This is a genomic window from Mycobacterium parascrofulaceum ATCC BAA-614, from assembly GCF_000164135.1.
Classification (GTDB): domain Bacteria; phylum Actinomycetota; class Actinomycetes; order Mycobacteriales; family Mycobacteriaceae; genus Mycobacterium; species Mycobacterium parascrofulaceum.
Genome location: NZ_GG770554.1, coordinates 875736 through 900490, shown reverse-complemented (window position 1 = coordinate 900490; position 24755 = coordinate 875736). Strand labels below are relative to the sequence as shown.

Here is a 24755-nt window from a genome sequence, read left to right as displayed (position 1 = left end):
GCGGGCGCCTGCGCCGGCGGTGTCTGCGTGGGCACCCCTCCCGGCCCGTAACCTCCGACCGGCCGGTCGCGACATTGCGTTGTCGGCGCGGGAGCCGGTCTCCCGCGCCGACAGCCGGTTGGGGTCAAGCTCGCAGAGCCGCCCACTGCGATGTCGCTTTTCCGCCAGTTTTGTCGGAGTGCGGGTGTAAGTCTTGAAGCGTGCACGACGACTTCGAACGCTGCTACCGCGCCGTCCAGTCCAAGGACGCCCGGTTCGACGGCTGGTTCGTCACGGCGGTGCTGACCACCCGCATCTATTGCAGGCCCAGCTGCCCGGTGCGGCCGCCGTTCGCCCGCAACGTGCGGTTCTACCCGACGGCCGCCGCGGCCCAGCGGGCCGGATTCCGCGCATGCAAGCGGTGCCGTCCCGACGCGTCGCCCGGGTCGCCGGAATGGAACGTGCGGGGCGACGTCGTCGCGCGGACGATGCGGTTGATCGCCGACGGCACGGTGGATCGCGAAGGAGTCGGCGGTCTGGCGGCCCACCTCGGTTACACCACCCGTCAGCTGGAGCGGCTGTTGCAGGCGGAGGTGGGGGCCGGTCCCCTCGCGCTCGCCCGCGCGCAACGGGCGCAGACGGCCCGCGTGCTCATCGAGACCACGGACCTGCCGTTCGGGGACGTTGCGTTCGCATCGGGGTTTTCCAGCATCCGTCAGTTCAACGACACCGTGCGCCTCGTGTTCGAGAACACGCCGACGGAGCTGCGCCGGCGCGCGGCGGTCAGGTCCGCGTCGGGCGGCGCGCCGGCGGGGACGGTCTGCCTCCGGTTGCCGGTGCGTACACCGTTCGCCTATGAGGGGCTCTTCGGTCACTTGGCCGCCGGCGCCGTGCCCGCCTGCGAGGAGATCCGCGGCGGGGCGTATCGACGGAGCCTGCGCCTGCCGTTCGGAGGCGCCGTTGTCAGCCTGACCCCGGCCGTCGATCATGTCCGCTGCGTGCTGGTGCTCGACGACTTTCGCGACCTGACGACGGCGATCGCCCGTTGCCGACGGCTGCTGGATCTCGACGCGGACCCCGAAGCGGTTGACGACGCGTTGTCCGACGACCCGCGCCTGCGTGCGGTCGTGGGAAAGGCTCGGGGACAACGCATCCCACGCACGGTCGACGAGTCCGAGCTGGCCGTGCGCGCCGTGCTGGGCCAGCAGGTCTCCACCAAGGCGGCCGGCACCCACGCCGGTCGCCTGGTCGCGGCCTACGGGCAGCCGATCGCCGACCCCGACGGCGGGCTGACCCACGCCTTCCCGTCCGTGGAGCAGCTCGCGGAGATCGACCCCATCCACTTGGCGGTCCCGGACGCCCGCCGACGGACCCTGAGCGCACTGGTCGCCGGCCTCGCCGACGGCAGCATCGTCCTCGACAGCGGGAGCGACTGGGAAGCCGCGCGCAGCCAGTTGCTGGGCCTGCCCGGGGTGGGGCCCTGGACCGCGGAGGTGATTGCGATGCGCGGCCTGGGCGACCCGGATGCGTTCCCCGCCACCGATCTTGGCGCCCGCCTCGCCGCAAAGCGGCTGGGCCTGCCGACCGATGAGCGGGCCCTCGTCGGGCACGCCACCCGCTGGCGCCCATGGCGTTCTTACGCCACCCAATACCTATGGACCACCCTCGAGCACCCGGTTAACCAATGGCCACCACAGGAGGTCGCATGATCGAGTACCGCACTATCGACAGCCCGATCGGGCCGCTGACCCTGGCCGGCCAGGACTCGGTGCTGACCATGCTCCGGATGGTCGACCAGACCTACGAACCGAGCCGCACCGGCTGGACGCTCAATCCGGCCGCATTCCATGCGGCGACTGAGCAACTTGGCGCCTATTTCGCGGGGGAACTGACCGAGTTCGACTTCGAATTCGAACTGCGGGGCTCCGAATTCCAGCGGCGCGTCTGGCGGGCACTCCAGACAATTCCGTACGGCGAGACCAGGTCGTACGGAGAAATCGCGGAACAGATCGGCGCCGCCGGTTCCGCGCGCGCCGTGGGATTGGCCAACGGGCACAATCCCATTGCGATTGTCGTCCCCTGCCATCGCGTCATCGGCGCCAACGGCAGCCTCACGGGTTACGGGGGCGGGCTCGACCGAAAGCGGACACTTCTCGCGCTGGAAAGGAAACGCGCATCGGCGAATGCGGCATTGACATTGTTTGACCAGTGATGCGCCGGCTCCGCTGAATGCAAAAACACCCCCGTTGCCGGGGGCGTTTTTGTGTATGTTCGGCGGTGTCCTACTTTTCCACCCGGAAGGGCAGTATCATCGGCGCTGACAGGCTTAGCTTCCGGGTTCGGAATGGGACCGGGCGTTTCCCTGTCGCTGTGGCCGCCGTAACTCTATTTAAATTTGGTTTCGGTGGGGGGTGTGGTGTTCAAGCTCCCAGCGACGAATAGTCACCGGAACTGAAGAGTGGTTGCGATTGTGTGTTGGTAAGTTTTCGGCCGGTTAGTGCCAGTTCCCTGCACTCATTGCTGAGCTTCCAGGTCTGGCCTATCAAACCCGTGGTCTGCGGGGGGCCTTATCCCTCTAAAAGGGTGAGAAACCTGATCTTGGAGAAGGTTTCCCGCTTAGATGCTTTCAGCGGTTATCCTGTCCGAACGTGGCTATCCAGCGGTGCCCCTGGTGGGACAACTGGTATACCAGAGGTTCGTCCGTCCCGGTCCTCTCGTACTAGGGACAGGTTTCCTCAAGTTTCTGACGCGCGCGGCGGATAGAGACCGAACTGTCTCACGACGTTCTAAACCCAGCTCGCGTGCCGCTTTAATGGGCGAACAGCCCAACCCTTGGGACCTGCTCCAGCCCCAGGATGCGACGAGCCGACATCGAGGTGCCAAACCATCCCGTCGATATGGACTCTTGGGGAAGATCAGCCTGTTATCCCCGGGGTACCTTTTATCCGTTGAGCGACACCCCTTCCACTCGGGGGTGCCGGATCACTAGTCCCGACTTTCGTCCCTGCTTGACTTGTAAGTCTCGCAGTCAAGCTCCCTTGTGCACTTACACTCAACACCTGATTGCCGTCCAGGTTGAGGGAACCTTTGGGCGCCTCCGTTACATTTTAGGAGGCAACCGCCCCAGTTAAACTACCCGCCAGGCACTGTCCGTGAACCCGATAAGGGTTCGACGTTAGGTGTCCAATACGATCAGAGTGGTATTTCAACAACGACTCCGCCCCAACTGGCGTTGGGGTTTCACAGTCTCCCACCTATCCTACACAAACCGTACCGAACACCAATACCAAGTTGTAGTGAAGGTCCCGGGGTCTTTTCGTCCTGCCGCGCGTAACGAGCATCTTTACTCGTAGTGCAATTTCGCCGAGTCTATGGTTGAGACAGTTGGGAAGTCGTTACGCCATTCGTGCAGGTCGGAACTTACCCGACAAGGAATTTCGCTACCTTAGGATGGTTATAGTTACCACCGCCGTTTACTGGGGCTTAAATTCTCCGCTTCACCTTACGGTTAACGGGTCCTCTTAACCTTCCAGCACCGGGCAGGCGTCAGTCCGTATACATCGTCTTGCGACTTCGCACGGACCTGTGTTTTTAGTAAACAGTCGCTACCCACTGGTTTCTGCGGCCGAATCCCGCTCCCACCGCAAGGGTGTTCACGATATTTCGGCCCCCCTTCTCCCGAAGTTACGGGGGCATTTTGCCGAGTTCCTTAACCATAGTTATCTCGTACGCCTTGGTATGCTCTACCTGACCACCTGTGTTGGTTTGGGGTACGGGCCGTGTGTGTGCTCGCTAGAGGCTTTTCTTGGCAGCAGAGGATCACCGAATTCACCTCAATCGGCTATGCATCACCTCTCAGGATTAATGAGCGACGGATTTACCTATCGCTCTCCCTACGGGCTTGCCCCAGTATTACCACTGACTGGTACGGCTACCTTCCTGCGTCACCCCATCGCTTGACTACTACCAGCGAAGGTCCCACGCAGCCCCGAAACTCCACGCCCCCGAAGGGGAATGGTCGATCCGGTTTTGGGTGGTTAGTACCGCTGATTCATCAGGGACGCGCACACACGGGTACGGGAATATCAACCCGTTGTCCATCGACTACGCCTGTCGGCCTCGCCTTAGGTCCCGACTCACCCTGGGCGGACTGGCCTGGCCCAGGAACCCTTGGTCTTACGGCGGGCAAGGTTCTCACTTGCCTTATCGCTACTCATGCCTGCATTCTCACTCCCCCAAACTCCACCACCGGTTACCCGGTAGCTTCGCTGCATGGGGGACGCTCCCCTACCCAACCTTGCGGTTGCCGCGGCTTCGGCGGTGTGCTTGAGCCCCGCTACATTATCGGCGCACAATCACTTGACCAGTGAGCTATTACGCACTCTTTCAAGGGTGGCTGCTTCTAAGCCAACCTCCTGGTTGTCTCTGCGACTGCACATCCTTTTCCACTTAGCACACGCTTAGGGGCCTTAGCCGGCGATCTGGGCTGTTTCCCTCTCGACGCACGGAGCTTATCCCCCGCCGTCTCACTGCCACGCTATACACCACGGCATTCGGAGTTTGGCTGACGTCAGTAACCTAGTAGGGCCCATCGGCCATCCAGTAGCTCTACCTCCGTGGTGAAACACGTAACGCTGCACCTAAATGCATTTCGGGGAGAACCAGCTATCACGGAGTTTGATTGGCCTTTCACCCCTACCCACAGCTCATCCCCTCAGTCTTCAACCTAAGTGGGTTCGGGCCTCCACGCGGTCTTACCCGCGCTTCACCCTGGCCATGGGTAGATCACTCCGCTTCGGGTCCAGAACACGCCACTACACCCCAAAGGGGATGCGCCCTATTCAGACTCGCTTTCGCTGCGGCTACCCCGCACGGGTTAACCTCGCGACGTGTCCCTGACTCGCAGGCTCATTCTTCAAAAGGCACGCCATCACCCCACAAGGAGGCTCTGACGGATTGTAGGCACACGGTTTCAGGTACTCTTTCACTCCCCTCCCGGGGTACTTTTCACCATTCCCTCACGGTACTAATCCGCTATCGGTCATCGAGAAGTATTTAGGCTTACCGGGTGGTCCCGGCAGATTCACAGCAGATTCCACGGGCCCGCTGCTACTCGGGTGTTGATACAAGGTAGGTGCCGGGTTTTCGCGTACCGGGCTTTCACCGTCTACGGCGGGCCGTCCCAGGCCACTTCCGCTAACCACGACACTTTCTGACTACCCCTCAGCCAGGTAGAGCTGAGACATATCAATCCCACAACCCCGCACACACAACCCCTACCCGGTTATCCATGCATGCGGTTTAGCCTGTTCCGCGTTCGCTCGCCACTACTAACGGAATCACAATTGTTTTCTTCTCCTACGGGTACTGAGATGTTTCACTTCCCCGCGTTACCTCCCGCACCCTATATATTCAGATGCGGGTAACACGACATCACTCGTGCTGGGTTTCCCCATTCGGAAATCCTCGGATCAATGCTCGGTTGACAGCTCCCCGAGGCATATCGCAGCCTCCCACGTCCTTCATCGGCTCTCGATGCCAAGGCATCCACCATGCGCCCTTAAACACTTACTTACACACAAAAACCAAAGAAGAAATTACACATTTCAACGAACACGCCACCGTTGCCGGCAACGCATCCGTTTAGATGCTCGCAACCACTATCCAATACTCAAACACCACACCCCACCACCAAGATGGAGGGACACCACTCAGAACGAGCCGAGTGTTGTCTCAGGGCCCAATAGTGTGTCTGGCAATCATTTGCTGTTGCGCACCCGGCTCCCGCCCACTACAGGCGAGAACCCCTCACGGCTCGCACCCCACCAGTTGGGGTGCTTTTCGTGGTGCTCCTTAGAAAGGAGGTGATCCAGCCGCACCTTCCGGTACGGCTACCTTGTTACGACTTCGTCCCAATCGCCGATCCCACCTTCGACAGCTCCCTCCCAAGGGTTAGGCCACTGGCTTCGGGTGTTACCGACTTTCATGACGTGACGGGCGGTGTGTACAAGGCCCGGGAACGTATTCACCGCAGCGTTGCTGATCTGCGATTACTAGCGACTCCGACTTCACGGGGTCGAGTTGCAGACCCCGATCCGAACTGAGACCGGCTTTAAAAGGATTCGCTTAACCTTGCGGCATCGCAGCCCTTTGTACCGGCCATTGTAGCATGTGTGAAGCCCTGGACATAAGGGGCATGATGACTTGACGTCATCCCCACCTTCCTCCGAGTTGACCCCGGCAGTCTCTCACGAGTCCCCGGCATTACCCGCTGGCAACATGAGACAAGGGTTGCGCTCGTTGCGGGACTTAACCCAACATCTCACGACACGAGCTGACGACAGCCATGCACCACCTGCACACAGGCCACAAGGGAACGCCTATCTCTAGACGCGTCCTGTGCATGTCAAACCCAGGTAAGGTTCTTCGCGTTGCATCGAATTAATCCACATGCTCCGCCGCTTGTGCGGGCCCCCGTCAATTCCTTTGAGTTTTAGCCTTGCGGCCGTACTCCCCAGGCGGGGTACTTAATGCGTTAGCTACGGCACGGATCCCAAGGAAGGAAACCCACACCTAGTACCCACCGTTTACGGCGTGGACTACCAGGGTATCTAATCCTGTTCGCTCCCCACGCTTTCGCTCCTCAGCGTCAGTTACTGCCCAGAGACCCGCCTTCGCCACCGGTGTTCCTCCTGATATCTGCGCATTCCACCGCTACACCAGGAATTCCAGTCTCCCCTGCAGTACTCTAGTCTGCCCGTATCGCCCGCACGCCGAGGGTTAAGCCCCCGGTTTTCACGAACAACGCGACAAACCACCTACGAGCTCTTTACGCCCAGTAATTCCGGACAACGCTCGCACCCTACGTATTACCGCGGCTGCTGGCACGTAGTTGGCCGGTGCTTCTTCTGCAGGTACCGTCACTTGCGCTTCGTCCCTGCTGAAAGAGGTTTACAACCCGAAGGCCGTCATCCCCCACGCGGCGTCGCTGCATCAGGCTTGCGCCCATTGTGCAATATTCCCCACTGCTGCCTCCCGTAGGAGTCTGGGCCGTATCTCAGTCCCAGTGTGGCCGGACACCCTCTCAGGCCGGCTACCCGTCGTCGCCTTGGTAGGCCATCACCCCACCAACTAGCTGATAGGCCGCGGGCCCATCCCACACCGCAAAAGCTTTCCACCACAAGGCATGCGCCAAGTGGTCCTATCCGGTATTAGACCCAGTTTCCCAGGCTTATCCCGAAGTGCAGGGCAGATTGCCCACGTGTTACTCACCCGTTCGCCACTCGAGTATCTCCGAAGAGACCTTTCCGTTCGACTTGCATGTGTTAAGCACGCCGCCAGCGTTCGTCCTGAGCCAGGATCAAACTCTCCAAACAAAATCTCCTCGCAGAACGAGGTGAATTTCAAATCAGAGAAAATCTGACCTAACAAAAAGACACCAAATAACTGGCATCAAAGATTGCCATACCCACACACGGGGAGTGCTAGGTATGGCCAAAAAAACAACAACAAATAATAAAGACCAAACACACTATTGAGTTCTCAAACAACACTTGTTTCGCCCGTTTTGGGGCAACCCTGCCAGCTTAATACAGATCCGGCAGAGGAGTCAACTCCCAGTTTTGGTCTTCCAAAGACCGTTTCGGGAGCAGCCGTGCCAGGCTAGTACCAATCCAGCGAGGGAGTCAAGCGCCCGGGGTGTCGGCCGCCTGGTGTGGCGACCGCCCCTGTGGGGCACTGACTTTGGTTACTCTACCCGCTCGATCTCCGCTCCCAAAATCGCCAGGTTTTCCACGAACAACGGATAGCCGCGATCGATGTGGAAGACGTCGTGAACCTCCGTGTCGCCGTCGGCGACGAGGCCCGCCAACACCAGGCCGGCGCCGGCCCGGATGTCCGAACACCACACCGGGGCGCTCGACAATTGAGGCAGGCCCCGCACGACGGCGTGGTGGCCGTCGGTACGGGCGTCGGCGCCCAACCGAATCATCTCTTCGACGAAACGGAAGCGCGCCTCGAAGACGTTTTCCGTGATCATCGACGTGCCGTCGGCGATCGACGCCAAGGCGATGGCCATCGGCTGCAGGTCGGTCGGGAAACCGGGGAACGGCAGCGTGGCGACGTTGACGGCCTTGGGGCGCTCGTACTGGGTGATCCGGAAGCTGTTGTCGGTTTGGGTGACCGTCGCGCCGGCGTCGTGCAGCTTGTGCAGCACCACCTGCAGGTGTGCCGGGTCGACGCCGGTCACCGAGATGTCGCCGCGCGTCATCGCCGCGGCGATGCCCCACGTGGCGGCCACGATGCGATCCCCGATGACACGGTGCTCGGTCGGGTACAGCCGCGGCACACCGGTGATGGTCATGGTCGGCGAACCCGCACCCTCGACCCGCGCACCCATCTGGTTCAACATGGTGCACAGGTCCACGACGTCGGGCTCGCGCGCCGCATTGTGGATCGTGGTGACGCCCTCGGCCAAGACCGCGGCCATCAAGATGTTTTCGGTGGCCCCCACCGACGGAAATTCCAGCTGGATCTCCGCGCCGCGCAGTGTGTCGGCCTCTGCGACGACGCAGCCGTGCTCGATGTTGCACTGCGCGCCGAGCTGGCGCAGGCCCGCCTGATGCATGTCGAGGGGACGGGACCCGATCGCGTCACCGCCCGGCAGTGCCACCCGGGCCCGCTTGCACCGGCCGACCAATGGCCCGAGCACGCACACCGACGCCCGGAACTGTCGCACCGCCGCGAAGTCGGCGTCGTACTTGGGCTCGTCGGGGGAGGTGATGCGGGCGACGTCGCCGTCGAGTTCGACGGTGGCCCCCAGGCCGCGCAGCACCTCCGCCATCAGCGGCACATCGAGGATGTCGGGGCAGTTGGTGATGGTGCTGGTGCCTTCGGCCAGCAGTGCCGCGGCCATCAGCTTGAGCACGCTGTTCTTGGCGCCCCCCACCGCGACTTCGCCGGACAACCGGTTGCCGCCGGTCACCAGGAATCGCTCAGCCACCCGCGTCAGTCTAGTGAAGCGGTATCGGCTTGTCAGTCAGCCAGGCTCGGACCATGCGCCCGGCGACGCGGAGCGAGGGGGCGAGACGAGCGGTCGGCCGACGCCCGGCCGTCGAGCGGGCCGCAGTACCGTTTGGGGCATGGCAATACACCTGACCCGCATCTATACCCGAACCGGTGACGACGGCACGACGGGATTGAGCGACTTCTCGCGGGTCTCCAAGAACGACCCCCGCCTGGTCGCCTACGCCGATTGCGATGAGGCCAACTCGGCGATCGGCGTGGCGATCGCCCTGGGTCAACCCGACGAGGAATTAGCCGGGGTGCTGCGGCAGATCCAGAACGACCTGTTCGACGCCGGAGCGGACCTCTCGACTCCGGTGGTGGAAAACCCCGAATATCCGCCCCTGCGCGTGACCCAGCCCTACGTCGATCGGCTCGAGGTCTGGTGTGACAAATATAACGAGCACCTGCCGGCGCTGAATTCCTTTGTGCTGCCGGGCGGTTCGCCGCTGTCGGCGCTGCTGCACGTCGCCCGCACGATCGTCCGTCGGGCCGAACGCTCGGCGTGGGGGGCGATCGACGCCGCCCCGGGGCAGGTCAACGTCCTGCCGGCCAAATACCTGAACCGCCTCTCCGACCTGCTCTTCATCCTGGCGCGCGCGGCCAATCCCGAGGGCGACGTGCTGTGGAAACCTGGGGGTGGCGCGCCGAGCGCGGATTGACCCGCGGCGAGGCCTAGACGCTGCGCCGACGTGCGCGCGGTGAGGGGCGGGATTCCAGCCAGGACAGAAACGCCGTCAAAGCGCCCTTGTCCAGCGCGATCTCGTAACCGGTCCTGCGGTCCTGCGTCGTGTCGCGCAGCTCCACCACGACGATCTCGTCGGTCATGATGTCGAACTCGTCCCCGCGGGGTGCCCGCCGGGCGACGATCTCCACTCCCCTGCGGCTGAGCCGGCGGTCCGGCCACAGACGCAGGCTGGACAGCCGGTAGAACGCGGCCTCGCCCCCGCGGTAGCGAATCACACCGTGACGCCAGCCGTGGCCCCCGACCGCGGGAATGTCTCGCATGATCCCCGCGGTGCCGCCCTGGCGCAGCTTCCACAACCGGTAGCTCAGCGCGACGACCGCGCCCGCCAGGACGACGACGAGCACGACCATGCCTGTCATGGGCGCGCTCATCGCCTTGTCCCGGGCGGTTAGTCGATCGCGCCGACGGCGCGCAACCTACCGCGCCCCCGCGCCGCAATCCGGGGGTCGTCGGACTCCGAATCCTCCCTGGCGGCGCTCTCGTCGATCTCGGACTCGAAAGCGGCGGACTCGGCCAGTACGGTCACCGTCTCCTCGGTGACCGACAGGAAACCGCCCTCGATGGCGACCCGCAAGTCGTCGTCGCCCTCGCGTTCGACGCGCACCATGGCGTCGTCGACCAACTGCGCTACCAACGGGATGTGCCGCGGCAGGATACCGATCTCGCCGACGGTGGTGCGGGTGAACAAAAACGTCGCCTCACCCGACCAGATCTTTCGATCGACGGCGACGATCTCAACGTTCAATTCCGCCATGCCACAGTGCCCTTCACAGCCGTTGACTCAGTCCTCAGGAATCCAGCTTGGCGCCGAAGGTCTCGGCCTTCTTGGCCAAGTCGTCGAGGCCACCGATCAGGAAGAAGGCCTGTTCCGGTACGTGGTCGAAGTCGCCCTTGGTCAGGCGGTCGAACGCCTCGATGGTCTCCTTCAGCGGCACCGTCGAGCCCGGCTGACCGGTGAACTGCTCGGCCGCCATCATGTTCTGCGAAAGGAATCGCTCGATGCGCCGCGCGCGCTGCACGAGCTGCTTGTCCTCTTCCGACAGCTCGTCGATACCGAGGATGGCGATGATGTCCTGAAGGTCCTTGTACCGCTGCAGGATTCGGATCACTTCCTGCGCCACCCGGTAGTGTTCGTCGCCGACGACGCTCGGGTCCAGGATGGTCGAGCTGGACGCCAGCGGGTCCACCGCGGGGAAGATGCCCTTGGAGAACACCGAACGCGACAGCTCGGTGGTGGCGTCCAGGTGCGCGAAGGTCGTTGCCGGCGCGGGGTCGGTGTAGTCGTCGGCGGGCACGTAGACCGCCTGCATCGACGTGATCGAGCGGCCACGCGTCGAGGTGATGCGTTCCTGCAGCTCGCCCATCTCGTCGGCCAGCGTGGGCTGGTAACCCACGGCCGAGGGCATACGGCCGAGCAGCGTCGACACCTCCGAACCCGCCTGGGTGAACCGGAAGATGTTGTCGATGAACAACAGCACGTCCTGGCCGGCTTCGTCGCGGAACCACTCCGCCATCGTCAGCGCCGACAGCGCGACCCGCATACGGGTGCCGGGCGGCTCGTCCATCTGGCCGAACACCAGCGCGGTGTCCTTGAGCACGTCGGCCTCCTTGAGCTCGACCCAGAGGTCGTTGCCCTCACGGGTGCGCTCGCCCACGCCCGCGAAAACCGAAGTACCACCGAAGTTTCGGGCGATACGGTTGATCATCTCCTGGATCAGCACCGTCTTGCCCACGCCGGCACCGCCGAACAGCGCGATCTTGCCGCCACGCACGTACGGGGTGAGCAGGTCGACGACCTTCAGCCCGGTCTCGAGCATCTCGGTGCGCGGCTCGAGCTCTTCGAAGGCCGGGGGCTTGCGGTGGATCGACCAGTGCTCGAAGTCCTCGCCGTACCCGGGCTTGTCCAGGCAGTCGCCCAGCGCGTTGAACACGTGGCCCTTGACCTCTTGCCCGACCGGCACCGAGATCGGCTTGCCGCTGTCGATCACCTCGACGCCGCGGACCAGACCGTCGGTCGGCTGCAACGAAATGGTGCGAACCAGGTTGTCGCCCAAGTGCTGTGCGACCTCCAGCGTGAGGGTCTTCTTGAGCTCCTCGAATGTGATCTCGGCGTTGAGCGCGTTGAACAGCTCCGGCACCGATCCGCGCGGGAACTCGACGTCCACCACCGGGCCGGTGATGCGTACCACGCGGCCGCTGGTCTCGGAGTTGGTGGACTTGTCGGCCTTCTGTGACGTTTCAGTAGTAGCAGGCATAATTTCTTTCTTCCTCGTGTGCTACTTGGCGTCGGCGAGTGCGTTTGCACCGCCGACGATTTCGCTGATCTCTTGGGTGATCTGAGCCTGCCGCTCGCGGTTCGCCATCAGCGTCAGTTCTTTGATCAGGTCGTCCGCGTTGTCGGTTGCCGACTTCATCGCCCGCTGGCGCGAGGCGAGCTCCGACGCCGCAGATTCCAGCAGCGCGGCGTAGACGCGGGTGGTCACGTACCGGGGCAGCAGCGACTCGAAAAGCGTTGTCGCGTCCGGCTCGAACGAATACAGCGTATGGAGTTCCTCGGTCTCCTCGACATATTCCACGACCAGCGGAGCGATGCGGTGGGCCACCGCCGCCTGCGACATCATCGACTTGAACTCCGAGTAGACGATGTGCAGTTCGTCGACGCCCTGGTCGTCCTGTGACTCGTCGTCGCCCGCGCCTTTCATGAACGTTTCGACCAGGGTCGAGGCGATCTCCGCGGCGTTTTCGTAGCTGGGCTGCTCCGAGAAGCCCGTCCACGACTCGGTGATGTCCCAGTTGCGGAACTTGAAGTAGTTCAGCGCCTTACGGCCCACGGTGTACACGACCGGCGTCTTGCCTTCCTCCCTCAGCAGGGAGAACAGCTCCTCGGAGCGGCGGAAGATGCTGGAGTTGTAGGCCCCGCACAACCCGCGGTCGGAGGACACCACCAGGACACCGGCCCGCTTGGGCTCTTCCCGTTCGACCAGCAGCGGGTGATCCAGGGCGGCCTCCGACGACAAAGTGGTCAGCATCGCGGTGATCTGGAACGCGTAGGGCCGGGCGGCTTCCAGCCGGGCCTGCGCCTTGCCGATGCGCGATGTGGCGATCATCTCCTGGGCCTTGGTGATCTTCTTGATCGACCCTGCCGACCGGATCCGGCCGCGTAGTTCGCGAAGTGTGGCAGCCATTGTTAGCTACTTCTTGTCCTTCTTTTGCTTCGGCTTTTCCTTCTTGACCTGGACCGACTCCTTCGCGAGATCCTCCTCGTCCATGGCCTCGACGTGCTCGTCGGGCACCACCGAGCCGCCGCCCGTGGCCGCGAACCCCTTCTTGAAGTTCTTGATGATCTCGACCAGCTGGTTCTCGGCCTCTTCGGGGAGCTTTCCGCTGTCGCGGATGCCGGCCAGGAACTTCTCCTCCGACGCCCGCATGTGGTCCAGCAACTCGGTCTCGAAGCGCCGCACGTCCTCGACCGGCACGGAGTCCAGGTGGCCGCCCGTGCCGAGGAAGATCGAAACCACCTGCTCCTCGACCGGCATGGGCTGGTACTGCGGCTGCTTGAGCAGTTCGACCAGCCGCTCACCGCGCTCCAGCTGTGCCTTGGACGTCGCGTCCAGGTCCGAAGCGAAGGCGGCGAACGACTCGAGTTCGCGGTACTGCGACAGGTCCAGCCGCAGCGAGCCGGCCACCTCTTTCATGGCCTTGATCTGCGCCGCACCGCCCACGCGGGACACCGACACACCGACGTTGATGGCCGGCCGCACACCCTGGTTGAACAGGTCGGACTCCAGGAAGCACTGGCCGTCGGTGATCGAGATGACGTTGGTCGGGATGTAGGCCGAGATGTCGTTGGCCTTCGTCTCGATGATCGGCAGGCCCGTCAGCGAACCGCCCCCGAGTTCGTCGGAGAGCTTCGCGCAGCGCTCCAACAGCCGCGAGTGCAGGTAGAACACGTCACCGGGGTACGCCTCGCGGCCCGGCGGGCGGCGCAGCAGCAGCGAGATCGCGCGGTACGCCTCGGCCTGCTTGCTCAGGTCGTCGAACACGATCAGCACGTGCTTGCCGTCGTACATCCAGTGCTGGGCGATCGCCGAACCGGTGTACGGCGCAAGCCATTTGAACCCGGCGGAGTCGGATGCCGGGGCCGCCACGATGGTGGTGTAGTCCATCGCGCCGCCCTCTTCGAGCGCCCGTCGCACCGACGCGATCGTGGTGCCCTTCTGCCCGATCGCGACGTAGACGCAGCGGACCTGCTTCTTCTCGTCGCCGCTCTCCCAGTTCCCCCGCTGGTTGAGGATGGTGTCCACGCAGACGGCGGTCTTTCCGGTCTTGCGGTCGCCGATGATCAGCTGCCGCTGTCCGCGACCGATCGGGGTCATCGCGTCGATGGCCTTGATGCCGGTCTGCAGCGGCTCGCTCACGCTTTGCCGTTGCACCACGGACGGCGCCTGGATCTCCAGCGCGCGCCGGATGTCGGTGTCGATGTCGCCCCGACCGTCGATGGGGTGGCCGAGGGGGTCGACCACGCGCCCGAGGAATGCGTCGCCGACGGGGACGGACAGCACCTCTCCGGTGCGCTTGACCTGTTGGCCCTCTTCGATTTTCTCGAAGTCACCCAGGATCACCGCGCCGACGCTGTGCTCGTCGAGGTTCAGCGCGACACCGAGGACCCCACCCGGAAACTCCAGCAGCTCCTGAGTCATGACGGAGGGCAAGCCTTCGACGTGCGCGATGCCGTCCCCCGCCTCGACGACGGTACCGACCTCTTCGCGCGAGGTGTCGGAGGTGAAAGAGCCCACATACTCCTCGATGGCGCTCTGGATGTCATCAGCGGAGATTGTCAACTCGGCCATGGCTTTTCGTCTTCCTACTTGATCTTGGTTCGCGTGTGGTTGTGAGTGGTTGGTGTCAGTCGGGCAATTGCGCCTGGGCGGCGGCGAGGCGAGAAGCGAGTGTCCCGTCAATCACTTCGTCGGCCACGGAGATGAGCAAGCCGCCCAGCAGCTCCTGGGAAATCTGCAGCTGCACCGTCACCGGATGCCCATAGATCCGGCCGAGCACCTCGGTGAGGCGAGACCGCTGGGCGTCGCTGAGATCGGCCGCGGCGGCGACCTGCGCGACGATCTCACCCCGGCGCGCGACCGCAACCTCCACCAAGAACTGGATCGCCTCCTCGGCCGACTCGCCCCTGAGCAGCCGGACGGTCTGCGTCAGCAGCGACATCACAATCGGGTCGACACTGCCGGTTGCGCTGTCAAGCACCTTGCGCAGCAGGTTGATCCGGCCCTCCACGGGCACCGCGTAGTCACCCAACAGGATGGCGAGCCGTGGCTGTGTGTCCAAGATCCGAGAGAACCGGAACAACTGGTCTTCGACGTCGTCGACCTTGTTCTCCCGCTCGGCGACCTCGAGCAGCGCCTGTCGCGAAATGTGCTCGATGGCGGCCGACAAATCGGAGTTGGCCGACCAACGCTCCGACACGGCCAATCGCAGGACGTCGAGCGTGGCGTCGGCGACCTTGCCGGAGACCAGCCGCTCGATCAACCGGACCCGCGGCGTCGCGTCCTCGGCGGGCACCGTCAGATAGCGGGTGACGACGATCTCGCGGTCCAGCATTTCGGCTACCGAGACGAGCTCGCTCGACACGGCGGAAAGCGTCTTGTTGTCAAGGTCTTTGGCGATGTCACCGAACCGCTCCACCAGGCTGACGACCGCCCGGCGGCTGGCGGAGCGCATCTTCGTCAGAAGCGGATACTGGACCTCGGATGGCGCCGGGGCCATCGCTTCGAGATCGTCCAGGAACCGGTCCACGGTGGCGGACTGCTGCCCCGGGTCGGCGACGTAGTTACGCACCAACTCGCCCGCCTGGCGCACCGCCTCGTGACCGAGTTCGAGGCGCAGCTGTCGGCTCAACTGGGTGCGCAGCAGGTCGACCTGGCGGCCACCCTGTGTGGTCATGCGCTCGGCCTCGACTTCGGCCTGGGTCCGGAACTGTTCGGTGATCCGGCCCGCGTCGGTCTGGGCCTCTTCGACGAGCCTTTCGGCTTCCGTCTTGGCGGATTCGACCGCCTTGCTGTGGGCGGTCGTCGACTCGCTCAACCGATCTGCCGCGGCCGCAGAGTCTTTCAACTGTTGGCGCACGGTTTCTTGACGAGCGGTCATCAGACGACGCACCGGCGGCACGACGTACCGCACGACCAGGAACACGATGGCCGCGAAACCGATCAACTGCCCGATGAAAGTCGACATGCGCGATTACCGTCCAGATTTCCCGGTTGCGGACGTGGCAGCGGTGGCCGGCGCCACCTCGACCCCGAGGATCCGGCTGGCCAGCGTCGCCGACATGGCCGCCACGTTGGCGCGCAGATCCAGTTCCACGGCGTCTCTCTCCCGCTTCAGTTGCTCGGAGGCCATTTGCAACGTCGACATCACCTGTTGCTCGGCACGGGCGCGCGCGTCTTCGACCACCTTACGGCCTTCGGCGCGGGCGTTGTCGCGCAGCGACGACGCCTGAACCCGGGCCTCCGTCAGGGCTTCTTCGTAGTCGGCCTTGGCGGCGTCGAACTGCTCGGCGGCCTTCTTGTTGTCGGCAGCCGTCTTGGCGACCATGGCGTCACGCTCGCGCAACACCCGCATGACCGGCGGCACGACAAACGTGCCGATGACGGCCAGCACGATCAAAAAGATCGCCAGCACGAAGAAGAAGGTGCCGTTGGGGACGAGGAAGTTGTTGCCTCCCTCCGCCACCACCTGGCCGGATGCCAGAACGTTCAGGCTCGCGTCACCCATCACGACGAGTTAGGTGCCGACGGGTGTGGCGAAGACGAACAGCGCCATGAACGCCAGGTTGATGAAGTAGGCCGCCTCGACCAGACCGACGGTGATGAAGAACGGCGTGAACAGCCGCCCTTGCGCCTCGGGCTGCCGGGCGATGCCGGAGACCAGCGCGTTACCGGCAATACCGTCACCGATACCGGCGCCGATCGCGCCACCGCCCATGATGAGTCCACCGCCGATGAGTGCAGCGGCGGCGACTTGGGGGTCCAGAGCCATTCTTATCCTCCTTGATAGCTGGTAGCGGTCTACCAGGCCTCTGTAATGGTGTGTGGGACAAAGTAATCCACGATGGCCTCAGTCATGGTGTTCCTCGATCTCCATCGCTTGACTGAAGTAGAGGATGGTCAGGATCGCGAAGATGAAGGCCTGGATCGCCCCGACGAACAGGTCGAAGGCCTTCCAGATCGCGTTGGGCGCCCACATGATGTACGGCGGGAAGAGCGCGATCAGCGCGACCAGGATGCCGCCGGCGAAGATGTTGCCGAAAAGTCGGAGCGACAACGAAATCGGCTTCGCGAGCTCTTCGACGAGGTTGATCGGCGCCAGGAACGCCACGTGGCCCTTGAGGACGGCGAGCGGATGGCCGACGATCCCGCGGCGCCAGATGCCGGCCACGTGATAGCAGACGAACACGAACAGGGCCAGCGCCAGGACGTAATTGATGTCCGCCGCAGCCGATTTCAGCAGCTCGGTGGTGTGCCCGGATTTATCGGTGTATTGCAGCGGCAGCACCGACAGCCAGTTGGAGATCAGGATGAACACGAAGATGGTGACGGCCAGCGGCAACACGAACGGCGCTATCCGCATCCCGATCGCACCCTCGATCTGATCGCGCATCTGGACGGTGATGGCTTCCCAGAACAACTGGACGCCGCTGGGGACGCCGGTGGAGGTGATCTTCGCGCGCAGGAAAAACGCCAGGGCGAGCACGATCACGGCGGCGATCCCGGTGGACAGGATCGTGTCCGTGTTGACGGTCATCCCAAGCCAGGTGGCGTGGTGGTGTTCGCCGACCTCGATCGCGGATTCGGCCAGGAACGTCGTCTCAGTCATCGCTGCCGTTTCTTCCTTCCGTTCCTTCGGATCCCGCGATCACGCCGCCCGCGGAACCGTCCGAGGGGTGGGCCTCCGCCCAGTCACCGGCGCGCAGCTTCTTCCACACCGGGAGCGCCGTCGATGCCACCAGCAAGATCTGGAAGAGGGCCAATCCGAACACGACGCCCAGCCCGGAGGGCCGGAAGATGTAGGCGATGATCAGCCCGACCACCGTGATGATGGCCAGCCGGGTGGCGGAATTCAGCGCCATCGAGCTCTTCATCGGGTGCTCTTTGGCGGTGATCGACGCGACCGAACGACGCACGAGAAGCGCGTTGAGCAAACCGAGCAGCAACCCGACGCCGAAGAACACCCCGACCATCAGGTGACCGGCCCAGCCGGCGACGGCGACTGCCACCGCAGTCACGGCAATGCTGACGACGAACAGGCGGACTGGGCGGAACGCAACAGAGGGAAACACCAACGGCGCGTCCTGCGCTGGTGTCGTCACTGCAGCACCTCAATCCCAAGTTGGTGGAGCGGGAATCCCCCGACCGACTGATCGGTGGCCCGCCGAGCGTATCGCACGTCACAGCGGAATCGCCCAAGGGGTATCTCCCGACGCGAGTCCCCCGCCGACCCGATCGGATCTGCGTCCGACGGACCGGCAATCTGTGCGGCTTTTTGGGGTTCTACCTGCACCGTACCACACCGGCGACACCACTACTACTAGCTGTCGTAGTCCTCGTCGTCGTACTCGTCGCGGCGGCGCATGAGGGGGATCGCGGTCGCGACGCCGGCGACCACGATGGCGCCGAGCATCACCGCGGCGGTGTCGCGGGGATTGAAGAAGATGGTGCTGGCGGCGCCGAACGCGACGATGCCCACCCACAGGTAGATCAGCAAAACCACGCGGCGGTGCGAATGACCGATCTGCAGCAACCGGTGGTGCAGGTGCATCTTGTCGGGGCTGAACGCGCTGCGGCCGGCGCGGGTGCGGCGCACGATCGCCAGCAGCAAATCCAGCATCGGCACGAACATGACCGCCACCACCAGCAGGAACGGCGATAACAGCGCGAACACGTCGCGCGCACCGTAGGCGTTCTGCGAGACGGGGCCGGCGGCCGTGGTGGACGCCGCGGCGAGCATCAGGCCGATCAGCATCGAGCCGGAGTCGCCCATGAAGATCTTGGCGCGGTGGAAGTTGTGCGGCAGGAAGCCCAGGCAGGCCCCGGCGAGCACCACGGAGATCACGGCGGGCGGATAGAAGAGGACGTCGCCGCCGTGGTCGCGCAGCAGGCCGACCGAGAACATGCAGATCGCCAGTGCGGTGATCAGCCCGAGCCCGGCGGCCAGGCCGTCGAGCCCGTCGACGAAGTTCATCGCGTTGACGATGGACACGGTCAGCGCCAGGGTGAGCAGGATCGACGAGGCCTGATCGAGCACGATGGTGCCGACGCCGCCGATCGGGATGTAGAGGACGCTCCAGGCCACGCCCATGGTGACCAGCACGCTGGCCGCGGTGATCTGCCCGGCGAATTTCGTCAGGGCGTCGAGCCCCCACCGATCGTCGATGAGGCCGATGCCCATGATCACCGCGCCGGCCACCAGCACAGCGGGCATGCCGGTCGAGTAGACGAACCCGCGCGTGAGCGCCGGGAGCTGGGACGCCAGGAAGACCGCCGAGACGACGCCGAGAAACATCGCCAGCCCGCCCATGCGCGGAGTCGGGGTCACGTGGACGTCGCGCTCCCGCGGATAGGCCACCGCGCCCAGCCGGGTGGCCAGCACCCGCACCGGCCCCGTCGCGAAGTAGGTGATGATGGCGGCGGTCAGCCCGACGAGCGCGAGCTCGCGCAGCGGGACACCGGCACCGCGGTCGGCCAGGGCGAGCAAACCGCTGGCGAGGCTGACCGGGGCGCTGGACACGTCGAGACCGTACTGCACCAACCTGGCAACCAGGGAACCCGCGCCGGTTAGCCCTGGGCGGTCAGGCTTTCGGCGTCGACGCCGAGCACCTCGGCGATCCGTTCGGCGCTCACCGGCCCGGGCCGCAGGATGCGCGGGGCGGGGCCGGTCAGGTCGACGATCGTGGAAGCGGCCTGCTGCTGGGCCGTTCCCGCGTCGAGATAGACGTCGACGAGCTCGCCGAGTTGGTCTCGCGCCTCGGCGGCATCCACCGCGGCCGGGCGGCCGGAGACGTTCGCGCTGGATACCGCCATGGGCCCCACTTCGCGCAGCAGTTCGATGGCCACCGGGTGCAGCGGCATCCGCAGCATCACCGTGCCGCGCGCGTCGCCGAGGTCCCATTGCAGCGACGGCGCCTGTGTCACCACGAGACTCAACGCGCCGGGCCAGAACGCGCGGATCAGGTCGCGGGCCCCGCCCGGCATGGTGTACACCAGGCCCTCAATGGTGTGCCAGGAGCCGACCAGCACGCCGACCGGCATGTCCCGGCCCCGCCCCTTCGCCGACAGCAGCGCGGTCACCGCGGCGCTGTTGAACGCGTCGGCGCCGATGCCGTAGACGGTGTCGGTCGGCATGACGACCAGCCGGCCGCCCTTGAGCGCTCCTGCCGCCGCGGCGATCCCGCGCGAACGCTGCCCGGGGTCGGCGCAGTCGAAGACCTCAGTCATCTGCGCCACTCCTCATCGCTACGTCCCCCGCAAGCGGGCGGTACCCCCTCTGCATCGTCGCGACGCGAGTCACTTGGTGCCGCCCTTTTTGCGGGCGGTCACGAATCTGGGCCGGCCGGTCAGGTCGAGGCGCGCCTCGACGTCGTCGAAACACCCCGCGCCCGTGACCATTTCGACCGTCCGAGCGGCCGTGGTGTCGTCGTGTTCGACGGCGAACACGCCACCCGGGCGCAGCCAGCGTGCGGCCAGCTCGACGACGGGCGCGATCACGGCCATCCCGTCCGGTCCACCGAACACCGCGCGGCGTGGATCATGCTGGGCGACTTCGGTTTCCACGACGGCCGCGTCGGGGACATAGGGCGGGTTGGCCACCACCGCGTCGACGCCACCGTCCAGTTCGGCCAGCAGCCCGGGTTCGGCGACGTCGGCCTGCACGAGTTCGACGGCGGTGCCCGCCGCGTTGCGCCGCGCGTACCCGAGGGCCGACGCCGACACATCGATGGCGACGATTCGCGCGGCGGGGTATTCGTGGGCCAGAGCCACGGCCAGCGCACCGGAGCCGGTACACAGGTCGACGATGACGGGCCGCGCCGGGAGGGGCTGCGCGGTCACCCACGCCAACAGCGCTTCGGTCTCCGGGCGGGGGACGAAAACGCCGGGGCCGACGTGCAGACTCACCGGTCCGAATGCGGCCGTGCCGGTGAGATGCTGCAACGGCACCCGCCGGGACCGCGCGGCGACGACGTCACGGTACCGGTCGAGGAAATCCTCACCGGGCGACTCGAGCAGGGTGAGCCGCCCGCGCTCGGTCCCGGTCACGTGCGCGGCCAGCTCTTCGGCGTCCCAGCGCGCGGAGTCGATCCCCGCCTCGGCGAGCGTCGCCGCAGCGGAGTCGATCGCGCGCCGTAGGAGGGTCATGCCTGTTGCAACCGGGCTTGCTTGTCGGCGGCACCGAGCGCGTCGAACATCGCGTCGAGGTCGCCGTCGAGCACTTGATCGAGATTGTGTGCCTTGTAACCGATCCGGTGGTCGGTGATCCGGTTCTCCGGAAAGTTGTAGGTGCGAATGCGTTCGCTGCGGTCCACGGTCCGGATCTGGCTGGCCCGGTCCGCGGACGCATCGGCCAGCGCCTGTTCTTCGGCCATTGCCTGCAGGCGGGCGGCCAATACCTGCAGCGCACGCGCCTTGTTCTGCAGCTGTGAACGCTCGTTCTGGCAGGTGACCACGATCCCCGTGGGCAGGTGCGTGATCCGCACCGCCGAGTCGGTGGTGTTCACACCCTGTCCGCCCTTGCCGGACGATCGGTAGACGTCGATGCGCAGATCCGACTCGTCGATGTGCACCTCGCCCACCTCCTCGGGTTCGGGATAAACGAGCACACCCGCCGCCGAAGTGTGCACCCGGCCCTGGGATTCGGTCACCGGGACGCGCTGCACACGGTGTACCCCACCCTCGAACTTCATCCGGGACCACACCCCGTCGGCGGAGTCGCCCTTGCTGGCGATGGACAGCGTCGCGTCCTTGTAGCCACCGAGGTCCGACGTGGTCTCGTCCAGGACGGTGACGTTCCAGCCGTGCCGCTCGGCGTAGCGGATGTACATCCTGGCCAGGTCGGCCGCGAACAAGGCCGACTCCTCGCCGCCCTCACCGGATTTGACTTCGAGCACGATGTCGTCGGCGTCATGCGGGTCGCGCGGCGCCAGCATGTCGGTCAATTGGGTGTCCAGTTCGGCCACCCGCGCTGCAAGCTCGGTCACCTCGTCGGCGAACGATTCGTCGTCGGCGGCCAGCTCCCGCGCGGTCTCGAGGTCTCCGCGTGCCGACTCGAGCTTGCGATAGGTGGCGACGATCGGGGCCAGGCGGGCGAACCGGCGGCCGGCTTTGCGCGCCTCGGCGGGATTGCTGTGTAGGTCGGGGTCCGCCAGCCGTTGCTCGAGCTCGGCGTGCTCGGCCAGCAGCACGTCAATCGTCTGCACCGGCTGCGTCATGTGTCACCTCCTACCCCGCTGGTCCCCGAGTCTCATTGCCGCAAACGCAAACCGACGCCCGGCCTGTGCTCTCGCACAGTTCGGGCGTCGGCAACGCAGCTACTTGTCGGTGTTGTCCGCCGCGGCACCTTTGCGCTTGCCGTAACGCTTCTCGAACCGGGCCACCCGGCCGCCGCTGTCGAGAATCTTCTGCTTGCCGGTGTAGAACGGGTGGCACTGCGAGCACACTTCCACGACGATGTTGCCGCCGGGCTTGGTGCTGCGGGTGGTGAAGGTGTTTCCGCACCCACAGTGCACGGTGGTCTCCCCGTAGGCCGGGTGAATGTCAGTTTTCATGCTGTCCTCTTCCGTCGTTTGCCCGCGATCCCCGCGCCTGGCGAACCTGAGCCGGTTCGGGGATAGTCGAGCGTCGATTATGCCAGGTCAACCGCTATCTCCCCAAAACACCGAGGTGCGCCTTGGCATTCCCGGGGCCGGGGAGGGCGGCGGTTGGGCCGGGGTTACCGCGAGACATAAACCACGGCGGGTTCGGCCGGCGTGTCGTGTGCATGGTTTATGTGTCGTGGCCGACCTGCCTGCCGTCGGCTAGTCGTTGTCCATCGATCCCGGCGTCGTCTTGGACACCTGAACCAGGAACTCGTAGTTGTTCTTCGTCTTGCGCAGCTGGCTCATCAGCAGGTCGATGGCCTGGTGGGAGTCCAGACCCGACAGCACGCGGCGCAGCTTGTGCACGATCGCGAACTCGTCCGGCGAGAGCAGCAGCTCGTCCTTGCGGGTGCCCGAGGGGTTCACGTCGACCGCCGGGAAGACCCGCCGTTCGGAGATCTTGCGGTCCAGCTTGAGCTCGGCGTTACCGGTGCCCTTGAACTCCTCGAAGATGACCGTGTCACCGGTGGATCCGGTCTCGACCATCGCGGTGGCGATGATCGTCAGCGACCCGCCTTCCTCGATGTTTCGCGCGGCACCCAGGAACCGCTTGGGCGGATACAGCGCGGTGGAGTCGACACCACCGGAGAGGATCCGGCCCGACGCCGGTGAGGCGTTGTTGTAGGCGCGGCCCAGGCGGGTGATCGAGTCGAGCAGCACCACGACGTCCTTGCCCTGCTCGACGAGCCGCTTGGCGCGCTCGATGGCCAGCTCGGCGACCGACGTGTGGTCCGACGGCGGCCGGTCGAAGGTCGAGGCGATGACCTCGCCCTTGACGGAGCGCGTCATGTCGGTGACCTCCTCGGGCCGCTCGTCGACGAGCACGACCATGAGGTGGCATTCCGGGTTGTTGCGAGTGATCGCGTTGGCGATGTCCTGCAGGATCGTCGTCTTACCGGCCTTGGGCGGCGACACGATCAGCGCGCGCTGGCCCTTACCGATCGGCATGATCAGGTCGATGACCCGGGTGGTCAGCCGGTCGGGGGTGGTTTCCAGCCGGAGCCGCTGGTTGGGGTAGAGCGGCGTCAGCTTGGAGAAATCGGGCCGCTTCTTCGCGTCCTCGACCGGGCCGCCGTTGACGCTGTCCAGGCGGACCAGCGGGTTGAACTTCTGACGCTGGTTGGGCTGTTCGCCGTCCTTCGGCACGCGGACCGCGCCGGTCACCGCGTCCCCGCGGCGCAGGCCGTTCTTGCGCACCATGTTCATCGACACGTAGACGTCATGCGGACCGGCCAGGTAACCGGACGTACGGACGAACGCGTAATTGTCGAGGACGTCAAGGATGCCGGCGACCGGCTGCACCACGTCGTCCTCGCGGAGTTCGGTGTCGCCCCCGTCGCCGGACCGCTCGCCGCGGCGCCTGCGGTCACGGAAGCGGCGCCCACGCCTGCCTCCACGGCCCTCGCCGTCGTCGTCCTGTTGGTTCGAGCCGCCACGCGACTGCTGGCCGCCCGAGCCCTGCTGGTCGCCGCTCTGGTCGCTGCCGCCATCTTGGCCGCGCCCGCCGCCCTGGTTGTCGCGCTTGCCCCCCTGGCGGGTGTCGTCCTCGCGGGTCGCCGCGCCCTCCCGGTCGCGTGAGCGCTCGCCGTCCGTCTCGTCACCGCCGCGCGCCGATCCGGGCTCGCGGGAGGCGCTGCGTCGTTCACGACGGGGCGCCTCGGTGGTGGTCGAACCGTTCTGGTGCTCGCCCTCGGCGGCCGGCGTTTCGGCTTTTTCGGCACCGGCGGTGTCGGTCTTGCCGCCGCCCTCGGGCTCGGCGGGGGCCGAAGTCCCGTTGGACTGTCCCCTGATTTCCTTTATGGCGGCGATGAGTTCGTTCTTGCGCATGCCCGACGTCCCCTTGACGCCGACTTCGTTAGCCAGCGCGCGCAGTTCGGGAAGCACCATGGTGGACAGAGAGCCAACCCGGGCATTGGTTTTGACGTCGGATGTGTCTGGGGTCACGGCGTTCGACACCTCATTGCTGTCGGTGCTCGCGTCAGCCGTGAACAGGTCCGTATCGGTCACGGATTTCCTTTCTTCCCCCGCTGATCACGTCATCCGGGG

Annotated in this window: 20 protein-coding genes and 3 rRNA genes; 3 read left to right on the top strand and 20 right to left on the bottom strand. The window is 65.0% G+C overall.

Annotation, left to right across the window (positions count from 1 at the left end):
• Positions 1-200: 200 nt before the first annotated feature.
• Positions 201-1688: a DNA-3-methyladenine glycosylase 2 family protein gene (locus tag HMPREF0591_RS14235; RefSeq protein ID WP_007169279.1), complete on the top strand. Its 1488-nt coding sequence runs from the start codon at positions 201-203 to the stop codon at positions 1686-1688.
• Positions 1685-2191: a methylated-DNA--[protein]-cysteine S-methyltransferase gene (locus HMPREF0591_RS14230; RefSeq protein ID WP_007169278.1), complete on the top strand. Its 507-nt coding sequence runs from the start codon at positions 1685-1687 to the stop codon at positions 2189-2191. Before HMPREF0591_RS14235 ends, HMPREF0591_RS14230 begins: the two co-directional genes overlap by 4 nt.
• A gap of 57 nt (positions 2192-2248) precedes the next feature.
• Here HMPREF0591_RS14230 and rrf read toward each other — a convergent pair.
• The 4 genes from rrf to murA all read right to left on the bottom strand — a co-directional run bounded on the left by rrf (position 2249) and on the right by murA (position 8980).
• Positions 2249-2361, bottom strand: a 5S ribosomal RNA gene (rrf, locus tag HMPREF0591_RS14225).
• Positions 2362-2453: 92 nt separating this feature from the next.
• Positions 2454-5553: ribosomal RNA gene (locus HMPREF0591_RS14220) — 23S ribosomal RNA — on the bottom strand.
• A 283-nt stretch (positions 5554-5836) separates the two neighbouring features.
• Positions 5837-7355 (bottom strand): 16S ribosomal RNA (locus tag HMPREF0591_RS14215).
• The 16S, 23S and 5S rRNA genes sit together here, the layout of an rRNA operon.
• Positions 7356-7726: 371 nt before the next feature.
• Positions 7727-8980, bottom strand: coding sequence for a UDP-N-acetylglucosamine 1-carboxyvinyltransferase (murA, locus tag HMPREF0591_RS14210; RefSeq protein WP_007169277.1), 1254 nt, complete (start codon positions 8978-8980; stop codon positions 7727-7729).
• Positions 8981-9119: 139 nt separating this feature from the next.
• On the opposite strand from murA, the gene HMPREF0591_RS14205 reads away from it, so the two are divergent.
• A complete protein-coding gene (locus HMPREF0591_RS14205) occupies positions 9120-9704 on the top strand; it encodes a cob(I)yrinic acid a,c-diamide adenosyltransferase (RefSeq protein WP_007169276.1) in 585 nt (194 codons plus the stop codon).
• A gap of 13 nt (positions 9705-9717) precedes the next feature.
• On the opposite strand, the gene HMPREF0591_RS14200 is transcribed toward HMPREF0591_RS14205, so the two are convergent.
• The 16 genes from HMPREF0591_RS14200 to rho form a co-directional block, all read right to left on the bottom strand.
• Positions 9718-10161, bottom strand: a complete 444-nt coding sequence (locus tag HMPREF0591_RS14200) for a DUF2550 domain-containing protein (RefSeq protein WP_007169275.1) — start codon at positions 10159-10161, stop codon at positions 9718-9720.
• A 17-nt stretch (positions 10162-10178) separates the two neighbouring features.
• The gene (locus HMPREF0591_RS14195; protein ID WP_007169274.1) at positions 10179-10544 is read right to left on the bottom strand and encodes a F0F1 ATP synthase subunit epsilon; all 366 of its coding nucleotides are present in this window, start codon (positions 10542-10544) and stop codon (positions 10179-10181) included.
• A 34-nt stretch (positions 10545-10578) separates the two neighbouring features.
• Positions 10579-12045, bottom strand: a complete 1467-nt coding sequence (atpD, locus tag HMPREF0591_RS14190; protein ID WP_007169273.1) for a F0F1 ATP synthase subunit beta — start codon at positions 12043-12045, stop codon at positions 10579-10581.
• A 21-nt stretch (positions 12046-12066) separates the two neighbouring features.
• On the bottom strand, positions 12067-12975 hold the full coding sequence (locus HMPREF0591_RS14185) for a F0F1 ATP synthase subunit gamma (RefSeq protein ID WP_007169272.1): 909 nt from the start codon (positions 12973-12975) through the stop codon (positions 12067-12069).
• A gap of 6 nt (positions 12976-12981) precedes the next feature.
• The gene (gene atpA, locus HMPREF0591_RS14180) at positions 12982-14640 is read right to left on the bottom strand and encodes a F0F1 ATP synthase subunit alpha (protein WP_007169271.1); all 1659 of its coding nucleotides are present in this window, start codon (positions 14638-14640) and stop codon (positions 12982-12984) included.
• 55 nt (positions 14641-14695) lie between these two features.
• Positions 14696-16036: a F0F1 ATP synthase subunit B/delta gene (locus HMPREF0591_RS14175; protein ID WP_007169270.1), complete on the bottom strand. Its 1341-nt coding sequence runs from the start codon at positions 16034-16036 to the stop codon at positions 14696-14698.
• 6 nt (positions 16037-16042) lie between these two features.
• On the bottom strand, positions 16043-16576 hold the full coding sequence (locus HMPREF0591_RS14170) for a F0F1 ATP synthase subunit B (protein ID WP_040622537.1): 534 nt from the start codon (positions 16574-16576) through the stop codon (positions 16043-16045).
• Positions 16577-16585: 9 nt separating this feature from the next.
• On the bottom strand, positions 16586-16834 hold the full coding sequence (locus HMPREF0591_RS14165) for a F0F1 ATP synthase subunit C (RefSeq protein ID WP_024636915.1): 249 nt from the start codon (positions 16832-16834) through the stop codon (positions 16586-16588).
• Between the two features lie 84 nt (positions 16835-16918).
• Positions 16919-17677 (bottom strand): F0F1 ATP synthase subunit A, encoded by a 759-nt coding sequence (atpB, locus tag HMPREF0591_RS14160; RefSeq protein ID WP_007169268.1) that lies wholly within the window; start codon positions 17675-17677, stop codon positions 16919-16921.
• Positions 17670-18170, bottom strand: a complete 501-nt coding sequence (locus HMPREF0591_RS14155) for an ATP synthase subunit I (RefSeq protein WP_007169267.1) — start codon at positions 18168-18170, stop codon at positions 17670-17672. Before HMPREF0591_RS14155 ends, atpB begins: the two co-directional genes overlap by 8 nt.
• Positions 18171-18388: 218 nt before the next feature.
• Entirely contained in the window at positions 18389-19606 is a 1218-nt protein-coding gene (locus HMPREF0591_RS14150) for a glycosyltransferase family 4 protein (protein WP_085981641.1), read from the bottom strand.
• 29 nt (positions 19607-19635) lie between these two features.
• Complete coding sequence (locus HMPREF0591_RS14145; RefSeq protein WP_040622842.1) at positions 19636-20295, bottom strand: L-threonylcarbamoyladenylate synthase; 660 nt, start codon at positions 20293-20295, stop codon at positions 19636-19638.
• Between the two features lie 69 nt (positions 20296-20364).
• Complete coding sequence (gene prmC, locus HMPREF0591_RS14140; protein ID WP_007169264.1) at positions 20365-21213, bottom strand: peptide chain release factor N(5)-glutamine methyltransferase; 849 nt, start codon at positions 21211-21213, stop codon at positions 20365-20367.
• Positions 21210-22283 (bottom strand): peptide chain release factor 1, encoded by a 1074-nt coding sequence (gene prfA / locus HMPREF0591_RS14135; protein WP_007169263.1) that lies wholly within the window; start codon positions 22281-22283, stop codon positions 21210-21212. The genes prmC and prfA overlap by 4 nt, the downstream gene beginning before the upstream one ends.
• Before the next feature lie 99 nt (positions 22284-22382).
• Positions 22383-22619, bottom strand: a complete 237-nt coding sequence (rpmE, locus tag HMPREF0591_RS14130) for a 50S ribosomal protein L31 (protein WP_007169262.1) — start codon at positions 22617-22619, stop codon at positions 22383-22385.
• 249 nt (positions 22620-22868) lie between these two features.
• Complete coding sequence (gene rho / locus HMPREF0591_RS14125; RefSeq protein ID WP_007169261.1) at positions 22869-24716, bottom strand: transcription termination factor Rho; 1848 nt, start codon at positions 24714-24716, stop codon at positions 22869-22871.
• Between the last annotated feature and the right edge of the window lie 39 nt (positions 24717-24755).

Bases quoted from the DNA above. Each gene is read 5' to 3' on its own strand.
- HMPREF0591_RS14185 (WP_007169272.1), bottom strand. From the start codon at position 12,975: ATGGCTGCCACACTTCGCGAACTACGCGGCCGGATCCGGTCGGCAGGG.
- HMPREF0591_RS14230 (WP_007169278.1), top strand. From the start codon at position 1,685: ATGATCGAGTACCGCACTATCGACAGCCCGATCGGGCCGCTGACCCTG.
- prfA (WP_007169263.1), bottom strand. From the start codon at position 22,283: ATGACGCAGCCGGTGCAGACGATTGACGTGCTGCTGGCCGAGCACGCC.
- HMPREF0591_RS14170 (WP_040622537.1), bottom strand. From the start codon at position 16,576: ATGGGTGACGCGAGCCTGAACGTTCTGGCATCCGGCCAGGTGGTGGCG.
- HMPREF0591_RS14205 (WP_007169276.1), top strand. From the start codon at position 9,120: ATGGCAATACACCTGACCCGCATCTATACCCGAACCGGTGACGACGGC.
- atpB (WP_007169268.1), bottom strand. From the start codon at position 17,677: ATGACTGAGACGACGTTCCTGGCCGAATCCGCGATCGAGGTCGGCGAA.
- HMPREF0591_RS14175 (WP_007169270.1), bottom strand. From the start codon at position 16,036: ATGTCGACTTTCATCGGGCAGTTGATCGGTTTCGCGGCCATCGTGTTC.
- HMPREF0591_RS14145 (WP_040622842.1), bottom strand. From the start codon at position 20,295: ATGACTGAGGTCTTCGACTGCGCCGACCCCGGGCAGCGTTCGCGCGGG.
- atpD (WP_007169273.1), bottom strand. From the start codon at position 12,045: ATGCCTGCTACTACTGAAACGTCACAGAAGGCCGACAAGTCCACCAAC.
- HMPREF0591_RS14200 (WP_007169275.1), bottom strand. From the start codon at position 10,161: ATGAGCGCGCCCATGACAGGCATGGTCGTGCTCGTCGTCGTCCTGGCG.
- prmC (WP_007169264.1), bottom strand. From the start codon at position 21,213: ATGACCCTCCTACGGCGCGCGATCGACTCCGCTGCGGCGACGCTCGCC.
- rpmE (WP_007169262.1), bottom strand. From the start codon at position 22,619: ATGAAAACTGACATTCACCCGGCCTACGGGGAGACCACCGTGCACTGT.
- atpA (WP_007169271.1), bottom strand. From the start codon at position 14,640: ATGGCCGAGTTGACAATCTCCGCTGATGACATCCAGAGCGCCATCGAG.
- HMPREF0591_RS14195 (WP_007169274.1), bottom strand. From the start codon at position 10,544: ATGGCGGAATTGAACGTTGAGATCGTCGCCGTCGATCGAAAGATCTGG.